Below are 22283 nucleotides of genomic sequence, written 5' to 3' on the forward strand. Positions count from 1 at the left end.
ACCATTCATGCCCAGCTGGCAAGACAATTCTTGGTAGTGCTCGTCCGCTGGGGATCGCTGAAAAACTAGGCCTTACCCAAGGATGGATCCCGCTTGGATAAGAAGGACGCCAGAAGCATGGCCAGCGCCTGCAGCGTGATGACGCTGAGGACAACGCTGCCCCAGCCCAAGTGCATGAACGGAATACCGATGAGCCATCCGAGCACCGATGAACCAACGTAGTAGAACAGGTTGTACAGGCTGGATGCTTGGGCCCGAGCGTCCGCAGCCAAGACAGGAACCCAGCCGCTGGCCACCGCGTGCGCTGCAAAAAATCCGGCGGTGAAGATCAACAGGCCGACAACAATCACGATGAGGTTTCCGGCCAGGGTCAAGGCTAGGCCGAGCGCGCTGAGCAGGATGCTCAGGCGAAGGGTATTACGCCGTCCTATTTTGGCCACCACTTTGCCACTGGCCACCGAGGTGTAGGTGCCAGAAAGGTAAGCCAAGAATACGAGAGCTGCCAGCGAGGATGGGATCAGATACGGTGGGGCTTCCAGGCGGAAAGCGAGGTAGTTGTATACGGCGACAAAGCCACCCATCAGCAAGAAGCCTTGGGCGTAAACCAAAGCCATTTTGCCGCGCAGTGCCCGCCCAAACTTCGCGGCGATGCCCTTGAGGTTTTGGCCTCGGATTGGGGCAAAACCTCGGGCCGGCGGGGCTTTGAGCAAGAAGAACAAAGTGGCCAATCCGGCCATAATGCTCACCGCTGCGATTCCCCAGCGCCATCCTGCGGGTTCGCCGATAAAGCTGGCTACCAGACGTCCGGCCAGCCCGCCCAGGGTGGTACCTGAAATGTACGTGCCGCTAGCTACTGCCACTGCTTTTGGATTAACCTCATCAACGAGGAAGGCCAACGCCGATCCGGGAACGCCGGCCAGGGCAAGCCCTTCAAAGAATCGAATGGCAACTAGGGTTTCAAAATTAGGTGACTGGGTGCTGAGCAAGCCAAGTAGAACCGACGCGATCAGCGCCGCGCAGATCACCTTGCGCCGGCCAATTCGATCCGAGATGATGGCCCACGGGGTGACCGCAAGCGCTAATCCCAGGGTGGCCGAAGAGACGGCCAAGGCAGCTTGAGATGAGCTGATCTGGAAGTAGTCGGAGATGACTGGAAGCAGTCCCTGCACCGCGTATAGCTGAGAGAAAGTGGCAACACCACTAGCAAATAATGCCAGCAGCATGCCACGATAGGCCGGGGTGCGTGGAACATGTCCGGTAAAAGACACTTCTTTAGACTCCTGCAGGAAGTAATGGGTAGATCAGATACACAACTAACAAAGCCACGGTGTTATTCAGCACGTGGAACATGTAGGAATAGGCCATCGACTTACCGCTGAGGATGTAAGCAAGGCCCATCATGATTCCGAGCATGAAGTACGGAACTACTTCTAGCCACGAACTAACGCCAGCTCCAACAAAGTGGATTCCGGCAAACAAGAGTGTGGAGATCAGTAAAGTGATCCAGACATTAAGCTTGCGAGAGAGCTTGCCGATGAGCAGATGACGGAAGAAGTATTCCTCAACAAAGGGGCCAAAGAACGCCGTGACAACCAACATGACCGGTAATGGGACGGTTCCGGCCATGCTTTCTAGGGCAGCCTGGTTTTCGCTGGTGACCGCTTGACCGGTAAGCCCTGCCACCAGCGCGTTGAGCATGATGGTCAGCAGCCAGCCACCGGGCAGCATCAGCCATTTTGCTAACGAGTGGTAGCGCATGGTCTTGAAGGACTCGAAAAATTGCGGCCCGCACTGGATCATGGCCAGCACAAAGAACGTGACATACAGGATCAGGTTGATCCCGAACAACGCCTGATCTTGGGTGTCGAAGGCATCCATATACCCAGGGATCAGGGCGATCAGGCTCGCTGCTCCCCCGATGAAGAAAATCAGGTAGGCCAAGACGGTGAACAGGTCGCCCTTGCTGAATTTTCCAGCGTTGAAGACACGTTGTTTGGGCCTGAGCGGTGCATACTGAGTCGGGTGTTCGGGCCACTGTTGCATGGTACAAGCCTACTGTCGTTAGCTATGGAATTCGTAAACTGTAGGCTGTCTGGCCTATGAATCGCTTCACGTAGAACTTGCAGACATGACAGACCCCGGAACTGGTGCTGTGTGCACAGCACTCATCCCGGGGTCGCTTCGAGCCACGGCCGTAGCCCTAGCTCAATGCAAAACTAGTTGCGGTCGAAACCTTCGCGACCCTTGTCCACAAATGCTGGGAACAGGATCTTGTAGGTTACGCCTGCGATGGCCGCACCAATAATTGGAGCGAGGATAAATAGCCACACCTGACCCAAGGCTTCTGGCCCGGCGAACCAAGCAACACCCAACGAACGCGCTGGGTTAACCGAAGTATTGGTGACCGGGATGGAAACCAAGTGGATCAACGTCAAAGATAGACCAATAGCAATTGGACCGAAGCCCTTTGGTGCACGCTCGTCGGTGGAACCCAGAATCACGTATAGGAAAATGGCGGTGAGCACGATTTCAGCAATCAATGCTGCTACCAGCGAATAGCCATCTGGTGAGCGATCGCCATAACCGTTGGAAGCAAATCCTGATTCAACCGCACTGAAGCCGTCTTTGCCTGAGGCAATCGCGAACAGCACGGCACCTGCTACCGAAGCGGCAACAATCTGCGTAACGATGTATGGTCCAACGTCCTTCCACGGGGTACGGCCGGCGAAGGCTGTTCCGAGGGTGACCGCTGGGTTGAAGTGTCCGCCTGAAATATGGCCGACCGCGTAGGCCATGACCAGCACGGTTAGACCGAAGGCCAGTGAAACACCGACAAATCCGATCCCCATGTTGACCGATTCATCCGCGATGACCTTTGCGGCGAAGATGGCCGAACCACAGCCACCGAAGACCAGCACAAATGTGCCCAAGAATTCTGCCGAGAGTTTTGCGCCCACAGTGGGCACGGCAATGTCTGACATCCGTTCTTTCCCTTTCCTCGATGAATAATGCGAGTTCACTGTCAGCTTATGTCCATCGAAGGACACCTGAATAGAGATTTCACCAATTATTCCGATGCATCTCGCGAAGTATTCTCTTGTCAGGTCGCTTGCCTGCAGTTTTGGGGTTGCTTGTGACAAACGCTGGTAACAAAAGACAAATCCTCACTAGCGGTGGAACTAACCGACAGTTATGCGACTACAGGCCGACGTTCAACTATGGCTGCCGCCAGAATACCGACCACAACGCCAAGGAGATTGCCCATAGCGCAGTCCCATAACATTTGGGATCCTGCCAACGGATTCGCTGCTTGGAGCATCAAGATGACCAACGGGGTGAAAAAACTGAGAGCAAGACCGTAGTTACGCACCATGTAGGCTTCAGTCGGGAACATCAGTCCGATAATCAGGCACCCGGCCGCGACTTCATTGGGCTGAAGATAGCTAATTCCCATCAACACCACGATGCCGGCTAGGGTTCCGGCGATGCGGTTGGCTCCTCGTTGCAGTCGACCTCGGGCGTTGCCGACGGCCAGAGGAACGGCCGCTCCAGCCAGTGTCCACTGAAGGTGCTCAACCTGGAGGAAAATCCCCAACGCCCCAGCTAGGAAAATGACTATCAGGTAGGTTCTGACCCTGCGCAGGATGCCTGGCCAATAAATATCGTGGACGGCTACTACCCGTTGCGCGGCTCGGTCGAATCGCGTCGCTTGGCCGAGCAAGACACTGAACAGCGCGGTGACCACAAACGCCATAAGTCCATCCACAGCGGGCAGGTCCTTCACCGGCAAGGTTCCCAAGGCGCCAAACGCGAAAAGCGGAAAGAAGGCGCCGCCTGGTTTGATCCCAAATCGATCGGCGACCAGCGAGCTGAAGGCAGCCCAAAACATTGCCCCGGCAAGCAACCGCCACCCATGTATTGCCATCGGGGCCACAACGATCCCGCAGATTCCGGCGCCGAGCATCAAAGCCATGGCAATCAGCTGGTTCTTCAGCCGTTGCCAACGATGCGGATCGCGCCCGTACATTCCGACAATTGACCCAAAGACCGCATAGGCAAGTAGATCCACCCGACCCATCAGCAACAACAAACTGCCTGGGATACCCAAGCCGAGGCCTACGCGCAGGGCCGGACGGATCTCAGGGCTGTGCGCGATGAGGAAGAGTTGCCAGTCCACGAGTGAAGCCATCTTCGACTTGACCTTTGGAATGGCCGCAAAAACGTCGGCCGGTTTTCCCGCCGGCATCACGTAGACCTAGTCTGCACGGCACTTGGCCGCTTGTTTGAACTGACTTGTCCCACTGTACTGTCCCCGCATCTAGTTGCATGACCCGATTCGTTTCTGGGGCTCGGGTCTGCCTCTAGGATCAAGGATCAGACTTGATCAATTCCAACAATCACAATCAATGATTCAATAATCATTCATTATGATCACTAGTGGTTGACTTATCGCTCAACTCAAATGTGTCAAAAATAATCTCCTTTAACGCCTGCGTCATCAAAGTTAACGGTTTGTCATCGACCATGACCACAGAGATTTGAGAGGTGACTTGCGGATTGTCCAGCCGAGTTAGCTCGATTCCTGGAAGGGCGCCCAATGGAGGCAGCCATTGGCGAGGGACAATGCTGGCCCAATGCCCGGTCGACACATGCGCCAAGAGGGTCACTATCGAATCACATTCAATTCGTGGTGAAACCTCCAAAGAATGCTGGCTGAGGGTCTGGTCCAAGACTTGGCGTCCGCGAAGAGAAGAATCGAGAAGACACAGCGGCATTTCCAATGCTGTCGCCCATGACTCAACAGCATCTTTCTTACGCATGCCCGTCGCGGTGAGCAGCACATGCTCCTCTGCATACAGCGGGTACACCAGCAACCCGGCCACATCCTGTGGCTCTGCGTAGATCAGGCCCGCATCAAGCTCGTAGTTCCTGATCTGTCGGACAATCTCTTGTGAACGCAGACTCGCTTGAACATTGATGCGTGTCTCGGGATAGGCTCGCGCAAACTTGTCAGTGAGCATCGCGACCGTGGAAGAGGCGGCGGGAACAGCACCAATGCGCAGTGTGCCGTTCAGACCATGAAGATGATGAGAAACTTCCTGTTTCAGCGACTCACGGTCCTTTAAGAGTTTTCGCGCCCATTTGAGCACGGTCTGCCCTTCGGGGGTCAGGCTCTGGAACGCGTGGTTCCTCCTAACCAATGGGACACCGAGTTCTTTCTCAAGTTTTCGGATCCCCTCGGATAAGGCCGGCTGGGACACCGAGCATTCTTCAGCGGCCCGGGCAAAATGCCCTTCATTGGCCAAGGCCACCAGATATTCCAGCTGTCTAAGCATCATGATCACATTGCATCATCATCGGGATGAGAAACGCTATTGGTGACCTACTGGCGTGCCATACCAATCGAGCCCGGGACACTGTCAGATATAACAAAGGACCCCGATATCTGACAGAAAATCTGTCAGATATCGGGGTCCTAGAAGCGAAGAAAACCTACTCGGTTTCTTCCTTTGCTTCCGGCGCCAACTCAGCAGCCACCGGAGCACCAGCAGCTACTGCAGGAACGGCGGCGGTATCTGGATTTCCATCCACATCCTCAGCCGGACCAGCAAACTGCGACTGGTACAACCGGTAGTACGCACCCTGCGTTTTCAGCAGATACTCGTGGTTGCCCTGCTCTACAATCTTTCCCGATTCCATCACCAAAATGGTGTCGGCGTCACGGATTGTTGACAGGCGGTGAGCAATCACAAAGCTAGTGCGGTCACTGCGCAAGGCGGCCATGGCCTGCTGCACCAGCAACTCGGTACGCGTATCCACCGAGCTGGTTGCCTCATCAAGGATCAGCAAGGATGGATTGGCCACAAACGCGCGCGCGATCGTGATCAGCTGCTTCTCGCCGGCCGAGACGTTGGTACCTTCTTCATCGATAATGGTGTCGTAGCCATCAGGCAGCGCACGCACAAATCGATCAACGAACGTTGCCTTGGCTGCCTCGATGACTTCCTCATCGGTAGCATCCAGACGTCCGTAGCGGATGTTCTCCATAATGCTTCCGCCAAACAGCCACGCATCCTGAAGCACCATGCCCACCTTGGAACGCAGATCTGCACGCGAGAGCTGGGTGATGTCATGGTTATCAACCAAGATCTTCCCGGAGTTCAGCTCGTAGAAGCGCATCACCAAGTTCACCAAGGTGGTCTTGCCGGCACCGGTTGGTCCGACAATGGCCACGGTGTGCCCAGGATCAGCGTCAAAGGACAGGTCCTCAATCAGTGGCTGCTGTGGGGCGTAGGAGAAGGAGACGTTCTGGAAGGAGACGTGACCGTCGGTGCGTTCAGGCAGTGCTACCTGCGCGTCTTCCGGATCTTGTTCCTCGGCATCCAACAGCTCAAAGGTACGCTCTGCCGAAGCCACACCGGACTGCAGCATATTTGCCACACCAGCGATCTGGCCCAGTGGCTGGGTGAACTCGCGCGAGTACTGGATGAATGCCGTGGCATCACCAAGGCTCATCGCACCCGAGGCTACGCGCAACCCGCCCACCACGGCGATGCCGACGTAGGACAGGTAGGACACGAAGTTCATCACTGGCATGATCATGCCTGAGACAAACTGTGCACCGAAGCTAGCTTTGTACAGCTCTTCGTTGCGGGTAGTGAAACGTGCAACCATGTCCTCTTCACGGCCGAAGACCTTCATAAGCTCATGTCCGGAGAAGGACTCTTCGATCTGGCCGTTCAGTGCACCGGTGTTTTTCCACTGGGCAGTGAACAGCTTCTGTGCCTTGGAACCAATGAAGCCTGCGGCCACACCGGATAGTGGCAGCGCCACCAACGCGATCAACGCCATCTGCCAAGAGACCACAAACATCATGATGACAATGCCAATAACCGTCATGATGGACTGCACCAACTGGCTCAATGCCTGCTGCAATGCGTTCTGAATGTTGTCCACGTCGTTGGTCACGCGAGAGAGAATGTCTCCGCGCTGGCGGGTATCAAAGTAGTTCAGTGGCAGACGGTTGATCTTGTCTTCAACATCCTTACGCAGGTTGTAAACCACGCGCATGACCAGTTTGTTCAGCAACCAACCTGAAGCCCAAGAGAAGACTGAGGCCACGAAGTACATGGACAGCACAATCAGGATGAACTGCGAGAGCTGAGTGAAGTCGATGCCCTGACCGGGGACAAAATTCACCTTAGACAGCATGTCAGCTTGGGTGTCCTGACCGGAGTCACGCAATTGCTGAACAATGACGTCGGCAGGAGTTCCGGCAGGAAGATTCTTGCCGATCAGACCAGCAAAGATCACGTCCATGGCTTTACCCAGAACGCGAGGGGCAATCACCGAAAGCACTACGTACACGGTGATCAGTGCAAAGACGAGAACCATGCCCCACTTATAGGGGGACATCAGTCCTACCAGGCGTTTGGCCGATGGCCAGAAGCGCTCAGCTTTACGCGCTGGAGCACCACCGCTCCAGTCGTCTGCACCGGCGGCGACTTCAAATTCATCAATTGCGGCGAGCTCGCTATCAAGTTGCTCTGGTTCCACATTTTTCTGTTTTTTCGCCACTTAGGCCACCTCCTCCACGCTCAGCTGGGATGTCACAATTTCTTGGTAGGTTTCCGAGGATTCCAAGAGTTCTTCATGGGTTCCTCGGGCCACAATTTCTCCGTGATCCAAGACGAGGATTTGATCCGCCTCAGTAATGGTGGAGACTCGCTGGGCCACAATGATGACCGCTGCTTCCTTGGTTGGTTCAGCCAAGGCCGCGCGAAGCTTGGCGTCGGTGTTCACGTCCAAAGCAGAGAAGGAATCATCAAAGAGGTAGGTGTTTGGCTTGGCAGCCAAGGCACGGGCAATGCATAGTCGCTGACGCTGACCGCCAGAGACGTTGGTACCGCCCTGAGCGATGGTGGATTCCAACTGGCCATCACGTTCAGCAACAAAATCTGCTGACTGCGCGATTCTCAAGGCTTCCCAGAGCTGCTCATCGCTCGCGTCCTGAGCACCAAAGCGCAGGTTGCTGGCAATGGTTCCGGAGAACAGGTACGGGCGCTGTGGCACAGAGGAAATATTCTGCGAAATTGCCTCTCGGCCCAGTTCCGTCAGTGGCGCACCACCGATGAGGATCTCACCTTCGGTAGCGTCGTAGAGCCTAGGAATCAGGTTCAACAAGGTAGTTTTGCCAGCGCCGGTAGACCCGATAATTGCGGTGGTCTGTCCAGGCTTGGCAGTGAAGGAAACGTTGGACAGCACCGGGGCTTCTGCACCCGGGTAGCCAAAACTCACGTTTTTGAATTCAACGGTGCCCGGTTCTGGAAGAGCCACTTCGCGATCTTCCGCGTCCTTCATCGATGGCTCGCTATCTAGGACCTCAGAAATACGGTCAGCTGAAACCATGGCGCGTGGAATCATCATGGCCATGAAGGTGCCCATCATGACGGCCATCAGGATCTGCAGCATGTACTGCAAGAAGGCGGTCAGCGCGCCAACTTCCACCTGGCCGTTATCTACACGGTGACCACCGAACCACAGCACTGCTGCGGTGGAAAGGTGAAGGATCATGGTGATGGCTGGGAACATCAGCACAAACAGGTTACCGACCTTCACACCAAGGTTGGTCAGCTTCTGGTTGGCGTCAGCATACCGTTCGGTTTCGTGCTCTTCACGGACAAAGGCGCGAACAACACGGATACCGGTGATCTGCTCGCGCAGTACCCCGTTGATCCCATCGATTCGTACCTGCATGTCACGGAACAGCGGCATCAGTTTAATGACCAGCAGGCCAACAACGATCAGTACCATTGGCACCGAAACCCAGACCAGCCATGACAATCCGGGATCTTCGCGGATAGCCATGACGACGCCACCAATGGACATGATTGGTGCGTTGATCATGAAGTTTAATGCCATCAAGGTCAGCATTTGGATTTGCTGCACGTCGTTGGTGCCACGGGTGATCAGGGTGGCGGCACCAAACTTGTTGACGTCCTGAGCCGAGAAGGTGGAGACCTTTTCAAAAACAGACTGTCGAATGTCACGGCCAACGCTCATGGCGGTTTTGGCTCCGAAGTACACGGCAGCCACAGCGGTGACTACCTGAACGAGAGCAACAATGAGCATCAGTCCGCCGGTACGCCAGATGTAGTCAATATCTGCGGACTGCACGCCTACGTCAATGATTTTGGCGTTCAGGCTAGGGAGATAGAGAGTGGCCATGGTGGTCGCCAACTGCAAAATGATTACGGCAATAATCCAGCCTGTATAAGGCTTGGAGTGTTTCAAGATGAGCTTGAGAAGCATGTGGAAAAATCCTCGCTGACATCAGGGTCTCCGGCACCGGGGCCACTTCGGTTTAAGGGCGCGATGATTGAAGAGCGATTGCCAGTCTAACCCGGTGCACCGACAAGTAGAATCATCCTTGCGATTGTTTTTTGTCAATCGCTATCTTGTCACTCAAAAGACCGCATGATCTCAGGGTCTGGTGGTGCCGATCATAGGCGCTAATCAAGCACCTGATCTTGCTTCTCTAACTATTTATGGCACCCTAGTTAGTTACCGGTCCTTCTCCGTGCAGATGCAGAATCTGTTGTTCTGAGCATCGGTGACCACTACAAAGCTGGGCGCACTTTCGTGATCAAGTTTGGCTCCGGTTTGTTGCAGTTCATCAAGCACCGGCTGGCTCTCGGAATGGGCGCGCCAGACATCTAGGTGCAGACGGTTATCGTTCGGCGTTTGGGTCTCCTGGAACCAGATGGCTGGCAGTCGATGATTAGGGTCGGCCAAGCTGCCATCGCCCTTCTCTTTATATCCAAGACCGGCAGCCCACTGAGCACTAATCTCATTCACGTCTGCAGTGTCTACCGCGATCTCCACAACACCAATCAGGTCGGTTCGTGCGAAGGCTCCCAAGGCTGCAGCGCGCTCAGAGATTTTGCTCGCCAAGGCGATATCACGGGTGGTGACTTGTGAGCCAACATCATGGGATGTTGTGGTGACAAAAAGAATGTTGTATCGCCAGTCGACGTCCGGATGATGATTATCTAGCTCCGCTGCGCTGGCAATATCTGCAAACAGCTCAATGGCTGCAGCTGCAGTCTTGGTTTGAAAAACTGCGGCGATAGCTCCGGGAACTAATCGCCATTCGGGCAGCTCCTCAAGATATTGATTTACCTGTTGCCTATCAAGAATGTCGTTGTCACTCATGGTTATCCTTTCCGTGACAAATAGCTGGAAGTTAGAAAGCTGATCCGCCACTGCACTAGCGGCGGATCAGCTTGGCATTCCAGAACGCTATGTTCTGGGAGCTACCTACGTACGAAACTACCTATCCCCTACCGCCAGAGAGGGTTACCGCTCGTCTCGTCTGTACTGTGCCTCATCTGGAGCGTCCAGCTCGGGATCCACTCCGGTGATTGGTTCGGCGTGATCAGGGGTGACCGGTTCTGCGTCGGTCTCGGAGTATTCGGTGAGCTCTACGCCGTCCTCAGGGACATGCTCGTCATCTGGCTCCCCGGCTGGCCAGGTATTCTCAACCAAGTTCTTGTCTGGGTCTTTCAACGTTTCTTTAGCACTGCCGAACAAATCTTTTACCTTATCCAAAAATCCCATGATCTTTCTCCATTTCTGTGGGGCGTGCAGATCATCTATTTCAATGCCACAAGTGGCATCTGTGGTCGGTGTTTTCGGTGCTTACTTGTCAGAACCGTAGTGGCTATCCGGCATCAAACCGATCATCGTCGGTTGAGGTTGCTGATTCTGCGTTGTCGCTTTGCACTTCGCCACGACGTACAACGCGCTCGTCGCCGGGTTCTACAGATTCATCAATTTCTGCCGTGCGTGCTGGTTCTTCTGGATTCTTGCGGTCACCCATCACGATCTCCTGATCTGTCTGACTAGATTCGAGAATTAGGAATTGCGTAGAGCTTTGATCAATTCACTCTTGACCATTTTGGAACGACCCTTGATGCCAATCTCACCGGCCCGCTTGCGAAGTTCGGCAACGCTCCAGTCATCATAGTCGCCAGCTTCTCCACCTCGCTTACCTACCGCGGAACGTCCGTCGCGAGCTGCGGCATTAGCGATTCGTGCTGACTTCTGTTTGGAGTTGCCCTCTTCGCGCAGTTCTTCATAGAGTTCTTCGTCTTTGATAGGGCTTTGTGCTTTCCCTGCCATCTTGAACCTCCAATGCTGCCGATACCAACAAGTTCCCTGCGCGACCCACGCTAGCTAAGTGAGCGATCAGATGAAAGGGGTAAAGCGTGGTTTTGTGTCAGGACTCAGAATTGAGCACTAACACATTGAATTTCTTGGTGCCTGACGCTGAATTTGAACCGGACGCATACTGGCCGTTGCCTACAAAAACAGCAGTGGAGCTGTCACTATGCACCTATTAAGCCAAGACTGGGCATTGTTCGAAGATGCCTTGGGTCAAACTCCGGGCATCATCCACCAGCTGAAGGAGGACTTCTCATGACAGATCCAGCAGCAGATACTCAGCGGGCAGGTAAAGAACGCATCAGCCCACCTGAACAGCGCCAGCCTGAACCAGGACTTGATAGCAAGATGCAGCCCAAGGCAGATCACGGCGAGCACAGCTACAAGGGCCATGACCGGTTAAAAGGTAAGCGTGCTTTGATCACCGGTGGTGACTCAGGAATTGGGGCAGCGGTAGCCATCGCTTTTGCCCGAGAAGGTGCCGACGTTGCGCTGGCTTATCTTCCGGTTGAAACCTCTGATGCCCTCACCGTGGCACAAGTACTAGAAGACGCTGGGGTGGAAGTTAAGCATCTGCCCGGAGACTTACGGAACAGAAGCTACCGGGATTCATTGGTAGATGAAGCCGCCACCGCTTTGGGTGGCTTAGATATCTTGGTAAATAACGCCGGTAAGCAGATCAGCGTTGAGTCCCTGCAGGATCTCAGTGATGAACAGGTCGAGGCGACTTTTGACGTGAATATCTTTGCGATGTTTGCACTGTCGCGTGCCGCGCTGAAGGTCATCGGCGAAGGAGGCTCCATTATCAACACCACCTCCATCCAGGCTTTTGACCCTTCGGATCATTTGATGGATTACGCGGCCACCAAGGGTGCCATCAGTAATTTCACCAAGTCCTTGGCTTCACAAGCTGCCAAACAGGGGGTGCGGGTGAACGCTGTGGCACCGGGTCCAATTTGGACTCCGCTGCAGCCAAGTGATGGTCAGCCCATCGAAGCCCTGCCCGAATTTGGGCACGATACCTGGTTGGGCAGGGCTGGACAGCCGGTGGAAGTTTCACCGGCATATGTATTCCTTGCCAGTGATGAGGCCTCCTACATGGTGGGTTCCACCGTGCATGTTAACGGTGGCAAGAACCAGCCATAGATAGTGCCTTTCGAGGACTCCGTCGCACTTAGGCGGAGTCCTTGTTTGTGCCATCTACACTGAAGTCCATATTGCGGCGCTCATATTCGCGCTGACTGAAGGTAGCCCTCTGCACTCGTGCCACGTCATCAAAGCTGGAGCCGACCGCACCACCCATCAAACCCAATGAGGAAGCTAGCCAGGCTAGGTTGAAGTATTCGGCCAGCCCCACTTGATGGGTCAGTTCCGAGGCGAGGTATTCCTGATCAATGACAATCAGCGAACCAAGGAATAGCGCCAAGAAAAGCAGTATGTACATGGTGAAGGCAGCAATGGATACAGTGAGCAACGTAGCCAGGTTGTAGACCACGAGCTTTTCTCGTCGGCGGCTACCCTGAGGGCTCTCCCATAATCGGTTATGCAGTACCAGCCAGATGGTCAGCACCAGAATGCTGAAGACTGTAATCAGTGCTAGTCGAGGCGAGGACGAGTAGTCAGCCATGGACCAGATGCTCGTGTAGAACACACCAAAGGCACCGGTAGCTACGGCACCGGCCATTGCCGAAGACAACCTTGGCACTAACCGCCAAGGACGGTTGCTACGTACCATGCCACCAATGAGCAAGATCCTGCCACGTAGTCCTTCGATACTGGAGACTCGATCCTGGGACTCATCCCCGTCAGCAAGACTGCCTTGAATGCTCATCGCCTTGGCCAGCTGTGACCCACGACGGTTGGGTTCTTGACCAGTGGCGAGTTCATGGACTAGCTCTGCTAGTTGATTTGCCAAGACACTGATCCGTGCAAAACCCATGGTGGGCACACTGAGCACCGCAGAGGAGTCATTGGGACTGATCACTGAACGCACCGGGCGTTCTTGCACATAGTGCGGTACGTCGGTGAGGTAGATAATGAAATTCCAGCCGTGCTTTTCACGTAGTTCAGGGACTTTTTCATTCAAAGCCACTCGCCCGCTCTCACCCAGCGGCAAGGTATAGGTATCAGTATTAACTTGCCAGTGGTAGTCACTGTCATAACCGTTGTTGAGCTTAATTTCTAAGCGCTTGGAGACACGGTTTGATAGGGCCCGGGCAATGCCTGGGTCCGCGATTAGCCCTACTGTGCGTATCGATGTCATGTTCTCAGTCATCGAGCTCCCATCCGTCCTAGAGTGATCAATTGATCGCCCATTCCTGCCGATTCAGTGGAACACTTCTATCAACAGAATGTCGCCAACTGCTCGTGATTGGCAGGTAGCGCGGAGGTTTACGCAGTGCAATGCCAAGGTATCGCCTTGCTCTTGAACATAAAAACTATTCAAGCACTCCCCTCTAGCCTCGGACAGCAACAAGCCATAGGATGAGAACCAAATATCACAATCCGAAAGTTGGGATCATGTCAGAGCAATCCACCGCACTGTCCGTTGGACAGCAAGCACCAGCCTTTTCGCTGCGTAACGCCGAAGGTGAGACCGTATCGCTTTCGGACTACGCGGGGCAGAACGTCATCGTGTACTTCTACCCGAAAGCAGCCACCCCTGGCTGCACCACCGAAGCCTGCGACTTCCGTGACAACCTGAATTCTCTACGTAGCTCCGGCTATGCAGTACTGGGCATTTCACCAGACGAGCCAGAAGCCTTGGCTAGTTTCTCCAGCGATGAATCATTGAATTTCCCGTTGCTCTCAGACCCAGGAAATGAAGTGGCCAAGGCCTACGGTTCTTATGGCACCAAGACGTTTGGTGAAAAGACATCGGTTGGCACCTTGCGCTCCACCGCGGTGGTTGATCCGGAAGGCAAGATTTCGCAGATTGAATACGGTGTGGACGCCAAGGGCCACGTAGCCCGACTGCGCGAAGCCTTGGGCATCTAACGACTAACCGCAAATAAGTGCAACGATGGCCCGGTCTGCAGGAAGATTTTCCTGTAGACCGGGCCATTGCTTATTGACGCCGAGTTTAGCGGCCGGCGATCTTCACCAGCTTGCGGTTGATAAATTCATCCATGCCAAACTTGCCCAGTTCACGGCCGATGCCAGAACGCTTCACGCCACCAAATGGCAGTTCAGGTGAGGTGGAGGATGGTTCATTGATGGCGACCATGCCACTGCTCAGCTGGGTGGCAATACGTTGTGCGCGCTCGGCGTCCTGCGTATGTATGGAGGCTCCCAATCCGTAGTCCGAATTATTTGCCAGTTCTACGGCTTGTTCCTCGCCGTCAACCTTGTACAGGACGGCGACTGGGCCAAAGAGCTCTTCGGAGAAGGCACGCATTTTCTCGGTGACACCAGCTAATACCGTTGGTTCATAGAAAGCGCCCGGACCATCAATTGGCTTGCCGCCGGTCAGTACCGTTGCTCCCTTATCGATGGCATCCTGTACCTGCTCAGCTAATCCGTCGCGAGCTGCCACCGAGGAAAGTGGGCCCACGAAGTTTTCTTCCACCGTTGGGTCTCCGACCTTGATGCCGGCAACCTGCTCAACCAGTGCAGAAGAGAAGTCTTCATACACTGAGGAATCCACGATGAATCGCTTGGCCGCGTTGCAGGCCTGACCGGTATTGCCATAACGTGCGCGCAGTCCTAGCTTGGCGGTGCGAGCGATATCAGCATCGTCAAAGACTAAGAATGGATCAGAGCCGCCCAGCTCCAGTACAACTTTCTTCAGGTTGCGTCCGGCAATCTCGGCCACGGCCGAACCTGCACGCTCGGAACCGGTCAGCGAAACACCCTGGACCCGGCGGTCAGCAATGATGTCAGCAACCTGATCATTGGTGGCATAGATATTCACGTAGGCACCTTCTGGGGCACCAGCCTCGCGGAAGATCTCTTCCATGGCGGCAGCCGATTCAGGGCACTGCGGTGCGTGCTTGAGCAGAACCGTGTTGCCGTTCATCAGGTTTGGAGCCGCAAAGCGGGCCACCTGGTAGTAAGGGAAGTTCCACGGCATGATACCCAGCAGCACACCCACGGATTCCTTGCGCACCAGGGCTCGACCGCCCGAAGCGATTTCCAGCTCTTCGTCTTCTAGGAACTTGGGACCGTTCTTGGCATAGTAGCGGTAGATGGCCACCACAATGCTAATTTCACCGAGTGACTGCTTGATCGGTTTACCCATTTCGCGGGTGATGATCGCTGCCAGTTCATCAGCACGCGATTCATAGATGTCTGCAACACGATTGAGTAGCGTTACACGCTCATCCAAGGAAGAAGTCGACCAGCCGCGGTAAGCCTGATGAGCAGTGGTCATCGCCTGCTGGATCTGTTCGTCGGTTGCGGTGGGGAATTCTGCTTCCACCTCTCCGGTGGCTGGGTTGGTCACTGCGTAGGTGCTCATTAGTTGCTCCTGATCATGTAGCAGGTGTGTTGGTGGCGGCAGAGCTACTGGCTTGGTTCAGCTATGCCACTTGCATTCCACACTTTCACGTCCGGCACGTCTTCGACAGTCCCGCAGTGCAACTATCGGCAAATGTTCATGGCCAGCGAACAGCGTGCCAAGGACCAGCCGATAGAACCGCCGCTGACCCGCTTCTGTAAAAACCAGCGACTCGCATCAGCGCTCAGCACAGCTGTCCCAACTTCTACTCTGCTTGCTGCTCATCTAGAGCCAGTGAGGTCTCCTCCTGCGTACTCCAGTTGTTCAAGATTTGCAGTGCGTCGTGAGTGGGCGATCCGGGTTCAACCGTATAGATCACCAAGTTATACCCAGAACCGCCGTCCACCGTCAGCGACTGAGAGTCAGAAACCAGTTGACCTACCAGCGGATGGCGGAGACGTTTAGTTGCTCGATGATATTTTTGGACGTCGTGTGAGGCCCATAGGGTGCGGAATAGTTCGCTTTTTGCCGAAAGCTCTCCGATCAAGGTGAATAATTCTTGATCCTCGCGATCTCGCCCAGCGGCTTGGCGAAGCAAGGCCACCCCGCCACGAATGGACCCCTCCCAATCAACGTAGAAGTCTTGCGCCCGGGGGTCCAAGAGTTGGAAGCGCATGTGATTAAATCTGCGCTTCTCCCCTCGGTCCAGATACTGCTGCGCGTAGGGGAACAGTTTCCAACCAATTGGATTTGAGGCTACAACGTCGAGTCGCGGGTTTTGGATAAAGGCCGGCACATCAATGGCATCCACGATTCGTTGCAAAATATCCTCATGCTGCGTAGTCGCAGCTGGCTTGGTGCGTGGCGGCCAACTTGAGCGTGGACGCAGTGCCCGCACCAGACTAAACAAGTGCTCATGCTCCACCTCGTTGAGTTTCAACGCCCGCGAGACGGCCTCGAGAATTTCTTCAGAAATCCCGGTCACTCGTCCGCGTTCCAGCCGGGTGTAGTAATCCACACTGATCCCGGCAAGATACGCCACTTCTTCACGCCTCATTCCGGCAACGCGTCGAGTTCCCGGGAACGGCTGCATTCCAGCTTCCTCGGGTGTGGTGCGTGCACGACGCGTGGTGAGAAAGCTTCTGAGCTCTGCTTGCTGGTCCATGGCCTCAAGAATACACACGGGTAAATCACGCTGGCAGGTACTGGCAGACCCTGGGAAAACACAGCACTGCTACCAAAACAAAATTCTCGTTTTACTAGATGATGGGCCACCAAAAGTACGGCACTTCAGGGACAGCCATGAGTAATCATTCTGGCCGGTTCCGAAGAAATTATCTGTGAAAGGATCTTCATGCCAACCAATCAAACCGAGTCGAAAGAATCGACAGGTTTAGCTTCTACCCCTGCCACTGGCCGGCAACGACTGCCACTGATTGTGTGGATGCTTGGTGTTGTCACCTTCGTCATGGGCACCACCGAAATGATTGTCGCTGGCCTATTACCTGAAGTTGCTGGCGCACTAGATGTGAGCATTGCCCAAGCCGGCCTGATGATCACCATTTACGCCTTGGGGATGGTAATTGGAACACCCATCATGGCGGTGCTCACCCTGCGTCTTCCACGCAAAGCAACCCTGATCATTGCCTTGCTGGTTTTTGCTATCGCGCACGTAGTCGCTGCATCCACCGATAGCTTCACCGTCCTATTGGTCTCGCGCTTCATAGCTGCCATCGCCACCGGAACGTTCTGGGCCATTGGCGCCGTAGTAGCAGCAAATGCCGCCGGCGAAGAGGCTGGAGCCAAAGCCATGGGCATCATGGTTGGCGGGGTTACCCTGGCCACCGTCATCGGTGTACCACTTGGCACCGCCACCGGTCAGCTCCTTGGCTGGCAGGGCCCGTTCTGGGCACTGGCAGTGCTTTCGGCCGGTTGCGCAGCACTGCTTTGGAAGGTGCTTCCTTCCTCACCTATGGAGAAAACCAGCGCCAACGTTCGTGCTGAACTAGCTCGCCTGCGCAAGGGCCGGTTGTGGACGGTCTACGTTGCCACGGCACTGATTCAGGCAGCCTTCCTTGGTGTGTACAGCTATATCGCTCCGCAGCTCACCGAACGTGCCGGGGCAGCTGAAGGGATCGTGCCACTGATCATGATTGCCTACGGTATTGGAGCACTGACCGGCACCACCTTTGGCGGACGCTTCGGTGACCGCAATCCGTACACCGTCATCGGTCTGTCCGTGGCAGGTCTGATCATCACCATGACCGTATTGTTCCTTTGGGGCGACAACCTGACCGTGGCCATCGTCTTCTTTACCCTCATGGGTCTCTTTGGCTTCGCAGCAAACCCCATCTTGGTTTCTGAGGCCATGCGCGTAGCTGGACCAGATGGAGTACTACCTATTGCCCTGAGCAACTCGTTCTTCAACATTGGCATCGCCCTCGGTTCGGGCTTGGGTGGAGTTGCTATCGCTTCAACGCTGGCAGAACAAGGAGTCCCTGCACTTGGCCTGGTCTTGACCATCGCTGTTGCCATCCCCTGCGTGGGTCTTGGACTGACAGCTAAAAAAGCCCTCGCGAAGTAACTGAGGAAAATACTTCCCGCCTAAACGCGAAGCTAGGGATCTAAGATTCAACAGCTTGATGCACTAAAGCCGCTACCATGATTTGATGGCAGCGGCTTTCGACTACTTGATCAGTTGATGTTGACGTAGCCAGCTCGTCAGCTCAGCTGACGCCTGCTCAACCTCTTCTCCACGCACCGCCAGTCCGTTCAAGACTGTGCTGGAGGGCAGCTTTGCACGATAGTCCTCGTCAATGCCGGCAAGGCCACTGACCGCATAGGTGACAAAGGGAAGCACTGTTTTCCCTGCAAGATCTACTTTCTCTAAGAATGTAGAGATGATCATTGGGGCTGCAACATTCCAGACCGGAGACCCTAGGATCACCGTGTCGTATTTGCTGATATCCGGCAACGCGCCAGCTATGGCCGGCCTTGCGTCGTCACTTTGTTCCAGCCTATTACGCTGCACCGTCTCATCATAAGAATCCGAGTAGGGTTCGGCAGCTTGGATTTCATAGACGTCGCAGTCAACCAGTTCGCTGATCATGCCAGCGACTACCTTGGTGTTACCCGCCTGCAGCACTCGCCGTCCACCATTAAAGTAATTCTCGCCAGCCCTGGAAAAGTAAACCAGCAACGTCTTGGAGCTTTTGACCGAAGCGCTGGCAGTTGGTTGTTCCACCGGTGTGGACCGCGTGCTCTGCTCTTCCGGGGCGCACCCGGTTAGTGAAGCAACGGCGGCACCGGAAATAAGCGCGGTGGTACGTAAGGCCGTTCGACGGCTCATTGCACTCACTACTTTTCTCCTGTCAAAACGTCTGAAGCTAATCCGGTTTCTACGCGTTGTTGTTTCTTAAGCTCGGATGGAAGAACTAGGACAATCACTGCAACTAGGGCCAGTGCGACCATGATGCTTCCACCTAGATAGGCGTCAGTCACCCGCGCCTGTTGGGTTGTTGCCCCGGCGGCGAAGGAGGTCAGAACTGCGACGCCCAAGGTGCTGCCCAACTGATGTGCGGTGTTGACTAACCCCGAGGCTGCACCCGAATCTGCTGGCTGCACGCCGACTAATCCGGCTGACGTTAGTGGTCCGAAGGAGAACCCTTGGCCCAGCCCGATCACGAGGAGCGGACCAACAATCCCTGCGATGGGTGATGTTGCCGAATTAACTTGAGTCATCCACACCATGCCGGTGAGCACTAGCGCCAGTCCGGTGACAAGTAGGATCCCGTTGTTAAACTTTCGGGTCAGTTTTGAAACAAACAGTGATGACACAAACTGAACTAATGTCATCGGAAGAAAACCAAGGCCCGCCTGCAACGGAGTCCAACCAAAGACGTCCTGGAAGAACTGCGTGGTGAAGAAGAAAAAACCAATCATGGTGCCGGCGAACAGCAACCGGGCAATGGCTGCTCCTGCTCGCTGTCGGTGAGCAAAGAGCCGCAACGGCATGATTGGTTGTTTGGCTCGGTGCTCATTGAAGACAAAGAGCGCCAGGATCAGCAGGCCAGCAATCACCGGGCCGAGTGTCAACAGGTCGCCAAAACCGCGTTCCGAGGAGTTGATGATGCCAAAGACCAGTGCACCCATGCCAAGGGTTGAGGTCACCGCGCCGGTGAGGTCAAAGCGTCCCCGCTGAGTTGAGAACTGCGGAAGATATTTAATAGCCGCAATAATCATCAGAATCGCTAGAGGAACATTGATGAAAAATCCTGCCCTCCACGAAACCCAACTTGCTAGGGCTCCCCCGGCCACCAATCCAAGGCTTGCACCTAGACCAGCGGTGGTTCCATAGGCTGCGATGGCCCGTGTACGTTCCGGGCCAGCTGGGAACACTGCGGTGATCAGTGACAGTGACGCCGGAGCAACAATAGCCGCACCAATGCCCTGGAACGCGCGGGCTGCAATCATCCACGTTTCATTCTGGGCCATTCCCACCAAGAATGACGCGACGCCAAAGAGCGCAAGGCCGACCACAAAAACATGTTTACGGCCAAGTAGATCTCCGGCCCGCGCTCCCAAGAGCAGCAGACCGCCAAAGACCAGCGTGTAAGCGTTTTGCACCCACGCTAGGCCACTAGCCGAGAGGTTCATGCTCGCTTGGATTTGCGGAAGACCGGTGAAGATAATCGAATTGTCTAAGACGATCATGAAGTAACTTACGAGCACGATTGCCAACACCATGGCATTGCGGGTGGGCCGAGATTTATCTGGACTAGTTTTTAGCTGAGTAGAGGTTTGCATGTCTTTAAGTCCACCGCGCATCCGGATATTCAGGAAGATCCTGCCTAACAGGGTAATGCCGGTACCCCTCAGCAGGATCTCCTAATCCACCACGTCAGGAACGACTATCGGCTTGCCCATGAACTTGTTGCTGTGACCTAGTGGCCGAGAGCATGGACAGCAGCTTTAGCCTTTCGCCGGTTGCTGAACCTGGCTCGGCTCCGTACACGATCAGCGCCTGACCGGGGTCAGCCGGAAGCTCTAAGACCTCATAGGAAAGTTCCATCTTTCCCACCTCTGGGTGGTTGAGCGTCTTGGTTCCGCTGTCGTGGAATCTTACGTTGTGCGCTGCCCACAGGCTGGCAAATGTAGTACTTTGCGCGTTCAACGCACCGATGAGGTCCTGAAGCTTTTTATCGTGTGGATCCCGGCCTACCTCGGTGCGCAAGTTGGCCACAATGTCTGCGGCAGCTTGCTCCCAATGATCAAAAAACTCACGTGCACTGGGGTCAAGGAAAAGGTACTTGACGGTATTAAACGTTGGACCTGCCACGTTGCTGCTGTAGAGCACCGAATACAGTGCCTTGCCCATCGCATTGGCTGCCAACAGATCTCGGCTGTTATTCCTTACGAATGCTGGAGCGTCAACCATGCTGTCCACCACGCGCAGTACCGCGGGACGGACGTTTTGTGGTGCCACCCGGTGACGGCCCGGCTTGATCGTGGCATTGTTGGCCGCCAGATGGAATAGGTGCTCACTTTCGGCCTCGTCCAGTTGCAAGGCCTGAGCCAAACCGTGCAGCACTCCTTCGGAGATGCTGCCAAAGTTACCGCGTTCAAGTTTGGTGTAATAGTCCACGCTCACCCCGGCAAGCATTGCCACTTCTTCTCGGCGCAACCCGGCAACCCTGCGGTTACCACCGTAGGCCGGAAGCTTCGCCTGCTGTGGGGTGATTTTTGCGCGACGTGAAACTAAGAACTCACGAATTTCTTCACGGGGATCCATAGTGTCCAAGGCTACGCCTTCCTCTTATTGAACCGAGTCCTGGGGCTAAGCAACATGGCCTTGAATTCTCTCTAAGTCCTGGCGCACGGAGGCTGACTCCTTGGATAAGGGCATATTTTCCGGGTCGCGAATTCCGTCCACACTGGAAGCTAGGTCTTGATCCAGTGCAGCAAAAATTGGGCCGAGATCTTCCGGTGCAGGTCCGTACTCGGCCACCAGTTCAACGGTTAGCCGCTGAGACTGTGGTGCCGAAAGGCTGTCGATAAGCACCCGGGCAATCTGGTGACGGGCAATGACCCCATCTGCCGGACTGCCCGCACGTCGGGTATCTCCCTGCAGCAAGGTGATGGCCAGCTGGTCATCTGCGTTGTAGTCAAACCAGCCAGGACGCACGATGGTGTAGGAGTTGCCGCTGGCGCGGACCAATCGTTCTCCGCGTCGTTTCCAGTCGTGGGTACCGCCGGTGACGGTCACCCCGATGGAGCTCATCAGGGCAATCCGGACCTTTCGGCCATCCAGCGCCTGCAGGACGTTTTTCACCGCTCCGTAGTCCACCGCTTCGGACGCGCCGGCGTCACCATAGGATGCGCCGTGAGTGAAAACTACGGCGTCCACGTCGGCGAGCGCATCGGTGAGCGTTTCTGCTTTGGTGAGGTCACCAACCACGATCTGGGCACCCTTTGCGATGCGGGAGGTTGATGATCCAGAACGAACCAGTGCACGGGTGGTGTAGCCCTGAGCGATAGACTCGGCCACCGCGTACTGTCCCACGCTACCGGTGGCGCCAACCACGAGTACCGTTGTTGGCTTTGAAGAAAGTTGTCCCAT

21 protein-coding genes are annotated in these 22283 nt (G+C 55.1%); 3 read left to right on the forward strand and 18 right to left on the reverse strand.

Annotated elements, in window-relative coordinates; translation table 11 throughout:
* Nucleotides 1-65: 65 nt before the first annotated feature.
* From EYR88_RS09225 to EYR88_RS09270, 11 genes are all read right to left on the reverse strand, one after another.
* Entirely contained in the window at nt 66-1268 is a 1203-nt protein-coding gene (locus tag EYR88_RS09225; protein WP_131089344.1) for an MFS transporter, read from the reverse strand.
* Between the two features lie 4 nt (nt 1269-1272).
* On the reverse strand, nt 1273-2043 hold the full coding sequence (locus EYR88_RS09230; RefSeq protein ID WP_131089345.1) for a type II CAAX endopeptidase family protein: 771 nt from the start codon (nt 2041-2043) through the stop codon (nt 1273-1275).
* Between the two features lie 173 nt (nt 2044-2216).
* Nucleotides 2217-2981, reverse strand: coding sequence for an aquaporin Z (aqpZ, locus tag EYR88_RS09235; protein WP_131089346.1), 765 nt, complete (start codon nt 2979-2981; stop codon nt 2217-2219).
* Nucleotides 2982-3190: 209 nt separating this feature from the next.
* A complete protein-coding gene (locus EYR88_RS09240) occupies nt 3191-4246 on the reverse strand; it encodes an FUSC family protein (RefSeq protein ID WP_131089347.1) in 1056 nt (351 codons plus the stop codon).
* Nucleotides 4247-4418: 172 nt separating this feature from the next.
* Nucleotides 4419-5339, reverse strand: a complete 921-nt coding sequence (locus tag EYR88_RS09245; RefSeq protein ID WP_131089846.1) for a LysR family transcriptional regulator — start codon at nt 5337-5339, stop codon at nt 4419-4421.
* A gap of 154 nt (nt 5340-5493) precedes the next feature.
* Nucleotides 5494-7521, reverse strand: coding sequence for an ABC transporter ATP-binding protein (locus EYR88_RS09250; RefSeq protein ID WP_242632557.1), 2028 nt, complete (start codon nt 7519-7521; stop codon nt 5494-5496).
* A 57-nt stretch (nt 7522-7578) separates the two neighbouring features.
* Nucleotides 7579-9312, reverse strand: coding sequence for an ABC transporter ATP-binding protein (locus EYR88_RS09255; RefSeq protein WP_131089349.1), 1734 nt, complete (start codon nt 9310-9312; stop codon nt 7579-7581).
* Between the two features lie 252 nt (nt 9313-9564).
* A complete protein-coding gene (locus tag EYR88_RS09260) occupies nt 9565-10215 on the reverse strand; it encodes a 4a-hydroxytetrahydrobiopterin dehydratase (RefSeq protein ID WP_131089350.1) in 651 nt (216 codons plus the stop codon).
* Between the two features lie 144 nt (nt 10216-10359).
* On the reverse strand, nt 10360-10620 hold the full coding sequence (locus EYR88_RS09265) for a hypothetical protein (RefSeq protein WP_131089351.1): 261 nt from the start codon (nt 10618-10620) through the stop codon (nt 10360-10362).
* Nucleotides 10621-10723: 103 nt separating this feature from the next.
* Nucleotides 10724-10882, reverse strand: a complete 159-nt coding sequence (locus EYR88_RS16015; RefSeq protein ID WP_165477307.1) for a hypothetical protein — start codon at nt 10880-10882, stop codon at nt 10724-10726.
* Nucleotides 10883-10917: 35 nt separating this feature from the next.
* The gene (locus tag EYR88_RS09270) at nt 10918-11184 is read right to left on the reverse strand and encodes a Rho termination factor (RefSeq protein ID WP_131089352.1); all 267 of its coding nucleotides are present in this window, start codon (nt 11182-11184) and stop codon (nt 10918-10920) included.
* Between the two features lie 297 nt (nt 11185-11481).
* Between EYR88_RS09270 and EYR88_RS09275 the strand changes: the two genes are divergently transcribed.
* Nucleotides 11482-12372: an SDR family oxidoreductase gene (locus EYR88_RS09275; protein ID WP_131089353.1), complete on the forward strand. Its 891-nt coding sequence runs from the start codon at nt 11482-11484 to the stop codon at nt 12370-12372.
* 28 nt (nt 12373-12400) lie between these two features.
* On the opposite strand, the gene EYR88_RS09280 is transcribed toward EYR88_RS09275, so the two are convergent.
* Nucleotides 12401-13501 (reverse strand): hypothetical protein, encoded by a 1101-nt coding sequence (locus EYR88_RS09280; RefSeq protein ID WP_131089354.1) that lies wholly within the window; start codon nt 13499-13501, stop codon nt 12401-12403.
* 245 nt (nt 13502-13746) lie between these two features.
* On the opposite strand from EYR88_RS09280, the gene bcp reads away from it, so the two are divergent.
* The gene (gene bcp / locus EYR88_RS09285) at nt 13747-14223 is read left to right on the forward strand and encodes a thioredoxin-dependent thiol peroxidase (protein ID WP_131089355.1); all 477 of its coding nucleotides are present in this window, start codon (nt 13747-13749) and stop codon (nt 14221-14223) included.
* Nucleotides 14224-14308: 85 nt separating this feature from the next.
* On the opposite strand, the gene EYR88_RS09290 is transcribed toward bcp, so the two are convergent.
* Nucleotides 14309-15685 (reverse strand): NAD-dependent succinate-semialdehyde dehydrogenase, encoded by a 1377-nt coding sequence (locus EYR88_RS09290; RefSeq protein ID WP_131089356.1) that lies wholly within the window; start codon nt 15683-15685, stop codon nt 14309-14311.
* Between the two features lie 244 nt (nt 15686-15929).
* Nucleotides 15930-16829 carry a helix-turn-helix transcriptional regulator gene (locus tag EYR88_RS09295; RefSeq protein WP_131089357.1) on the reverse strand — a complete coding sequence of 300 codons (900 nt, stop codon included), beginning with the start codon at nt 16827-16829 and terminating at the stop codon, nt 15930-15932.
* Nucleotides 16830-17018: 189 nt separating this feature from the next.
* Between EYR88_RS09295 and EYR88_RS09300 the strand changes: the two genes are divergently transcribed.
* A complete protein-coding gene (locus EYR88_RS09300; RefSeq protein WP_131089358.1) occupies nt 17019-18248 on the forward strand; it encodes an MFS transporter in 1230 nt (409 codons plus the stop codon).
* A gap of 102 nt (nt 18249-18350) precedes the next feature.
* On the opposite strand, the gene EYR88_RS09305 is transcribed toward EYR88_RS09300, so the two are convergent.
* The 4 genes from EYR88_RS09305 to EYR88_RS09320 all read right to left on the reverse strand — a co-directional run bounded on the left by EYR88_RS09305 (nt 18351) and on the right by EYR88_RS09320 (nt 22283).
* Nucleotides 18351-19013 carry a flavodoxin gene (locus EYR88_RS09305; protein WP_131089847.1) on the reverse strand — a complete coding sequence of 221 codons (663 nt, stop codon included), beginning with the start codon at nt 19011-19013 and terminating at the stop codon, nt 18351-18353.
* Nucleotides 19014-19021: 8 nt separating this feature from the next.
* Nucleotides 19022-20470, reverse strand: a complete 1449-nt coding sequence (locus EYR88_RS09310) for an MFS transporter (RefSeq protein ID WP_207306483.1) — start codon at nt 20468-20470, stop codon at nt 19022-19024.
* A 94-nt stretch (nt 20471-20564) separates the two neighbouring features.
* Nucleotides 20565-21455 (reverse strand): helix-turn-helix transcriptional regulator, encoded by an 891-nt coding sequence (locus EYR88_RS09315; RefSeq protein ID WP_131089359.1) that lies wholly within the window; start codon nt 21453-21455, stop codon nt 20565-20567.
* Between the two features lie 45 nt (nt 21456-21500).
* The gene (locus EYR88_RS09320; protein WP_131089360.1) at nt 21501-22283 is read right to left on the reverse strand and encodes an SDR family oxidoreductase; all 783 of its coding nucleotides are present in this window, start codon (nt 22281-22283) and stop codon (nt 21501-21503) included.

Origin of the sequence: Arthrobacter sp. S41, assembly GCF_004320535.1 — a bacterium.
Taxonomy (GTDB): Bacteria; Actinomycetota; Actinomycetes; order Actinomycetales; family Micrococcaceae; genus Glutamicibacter.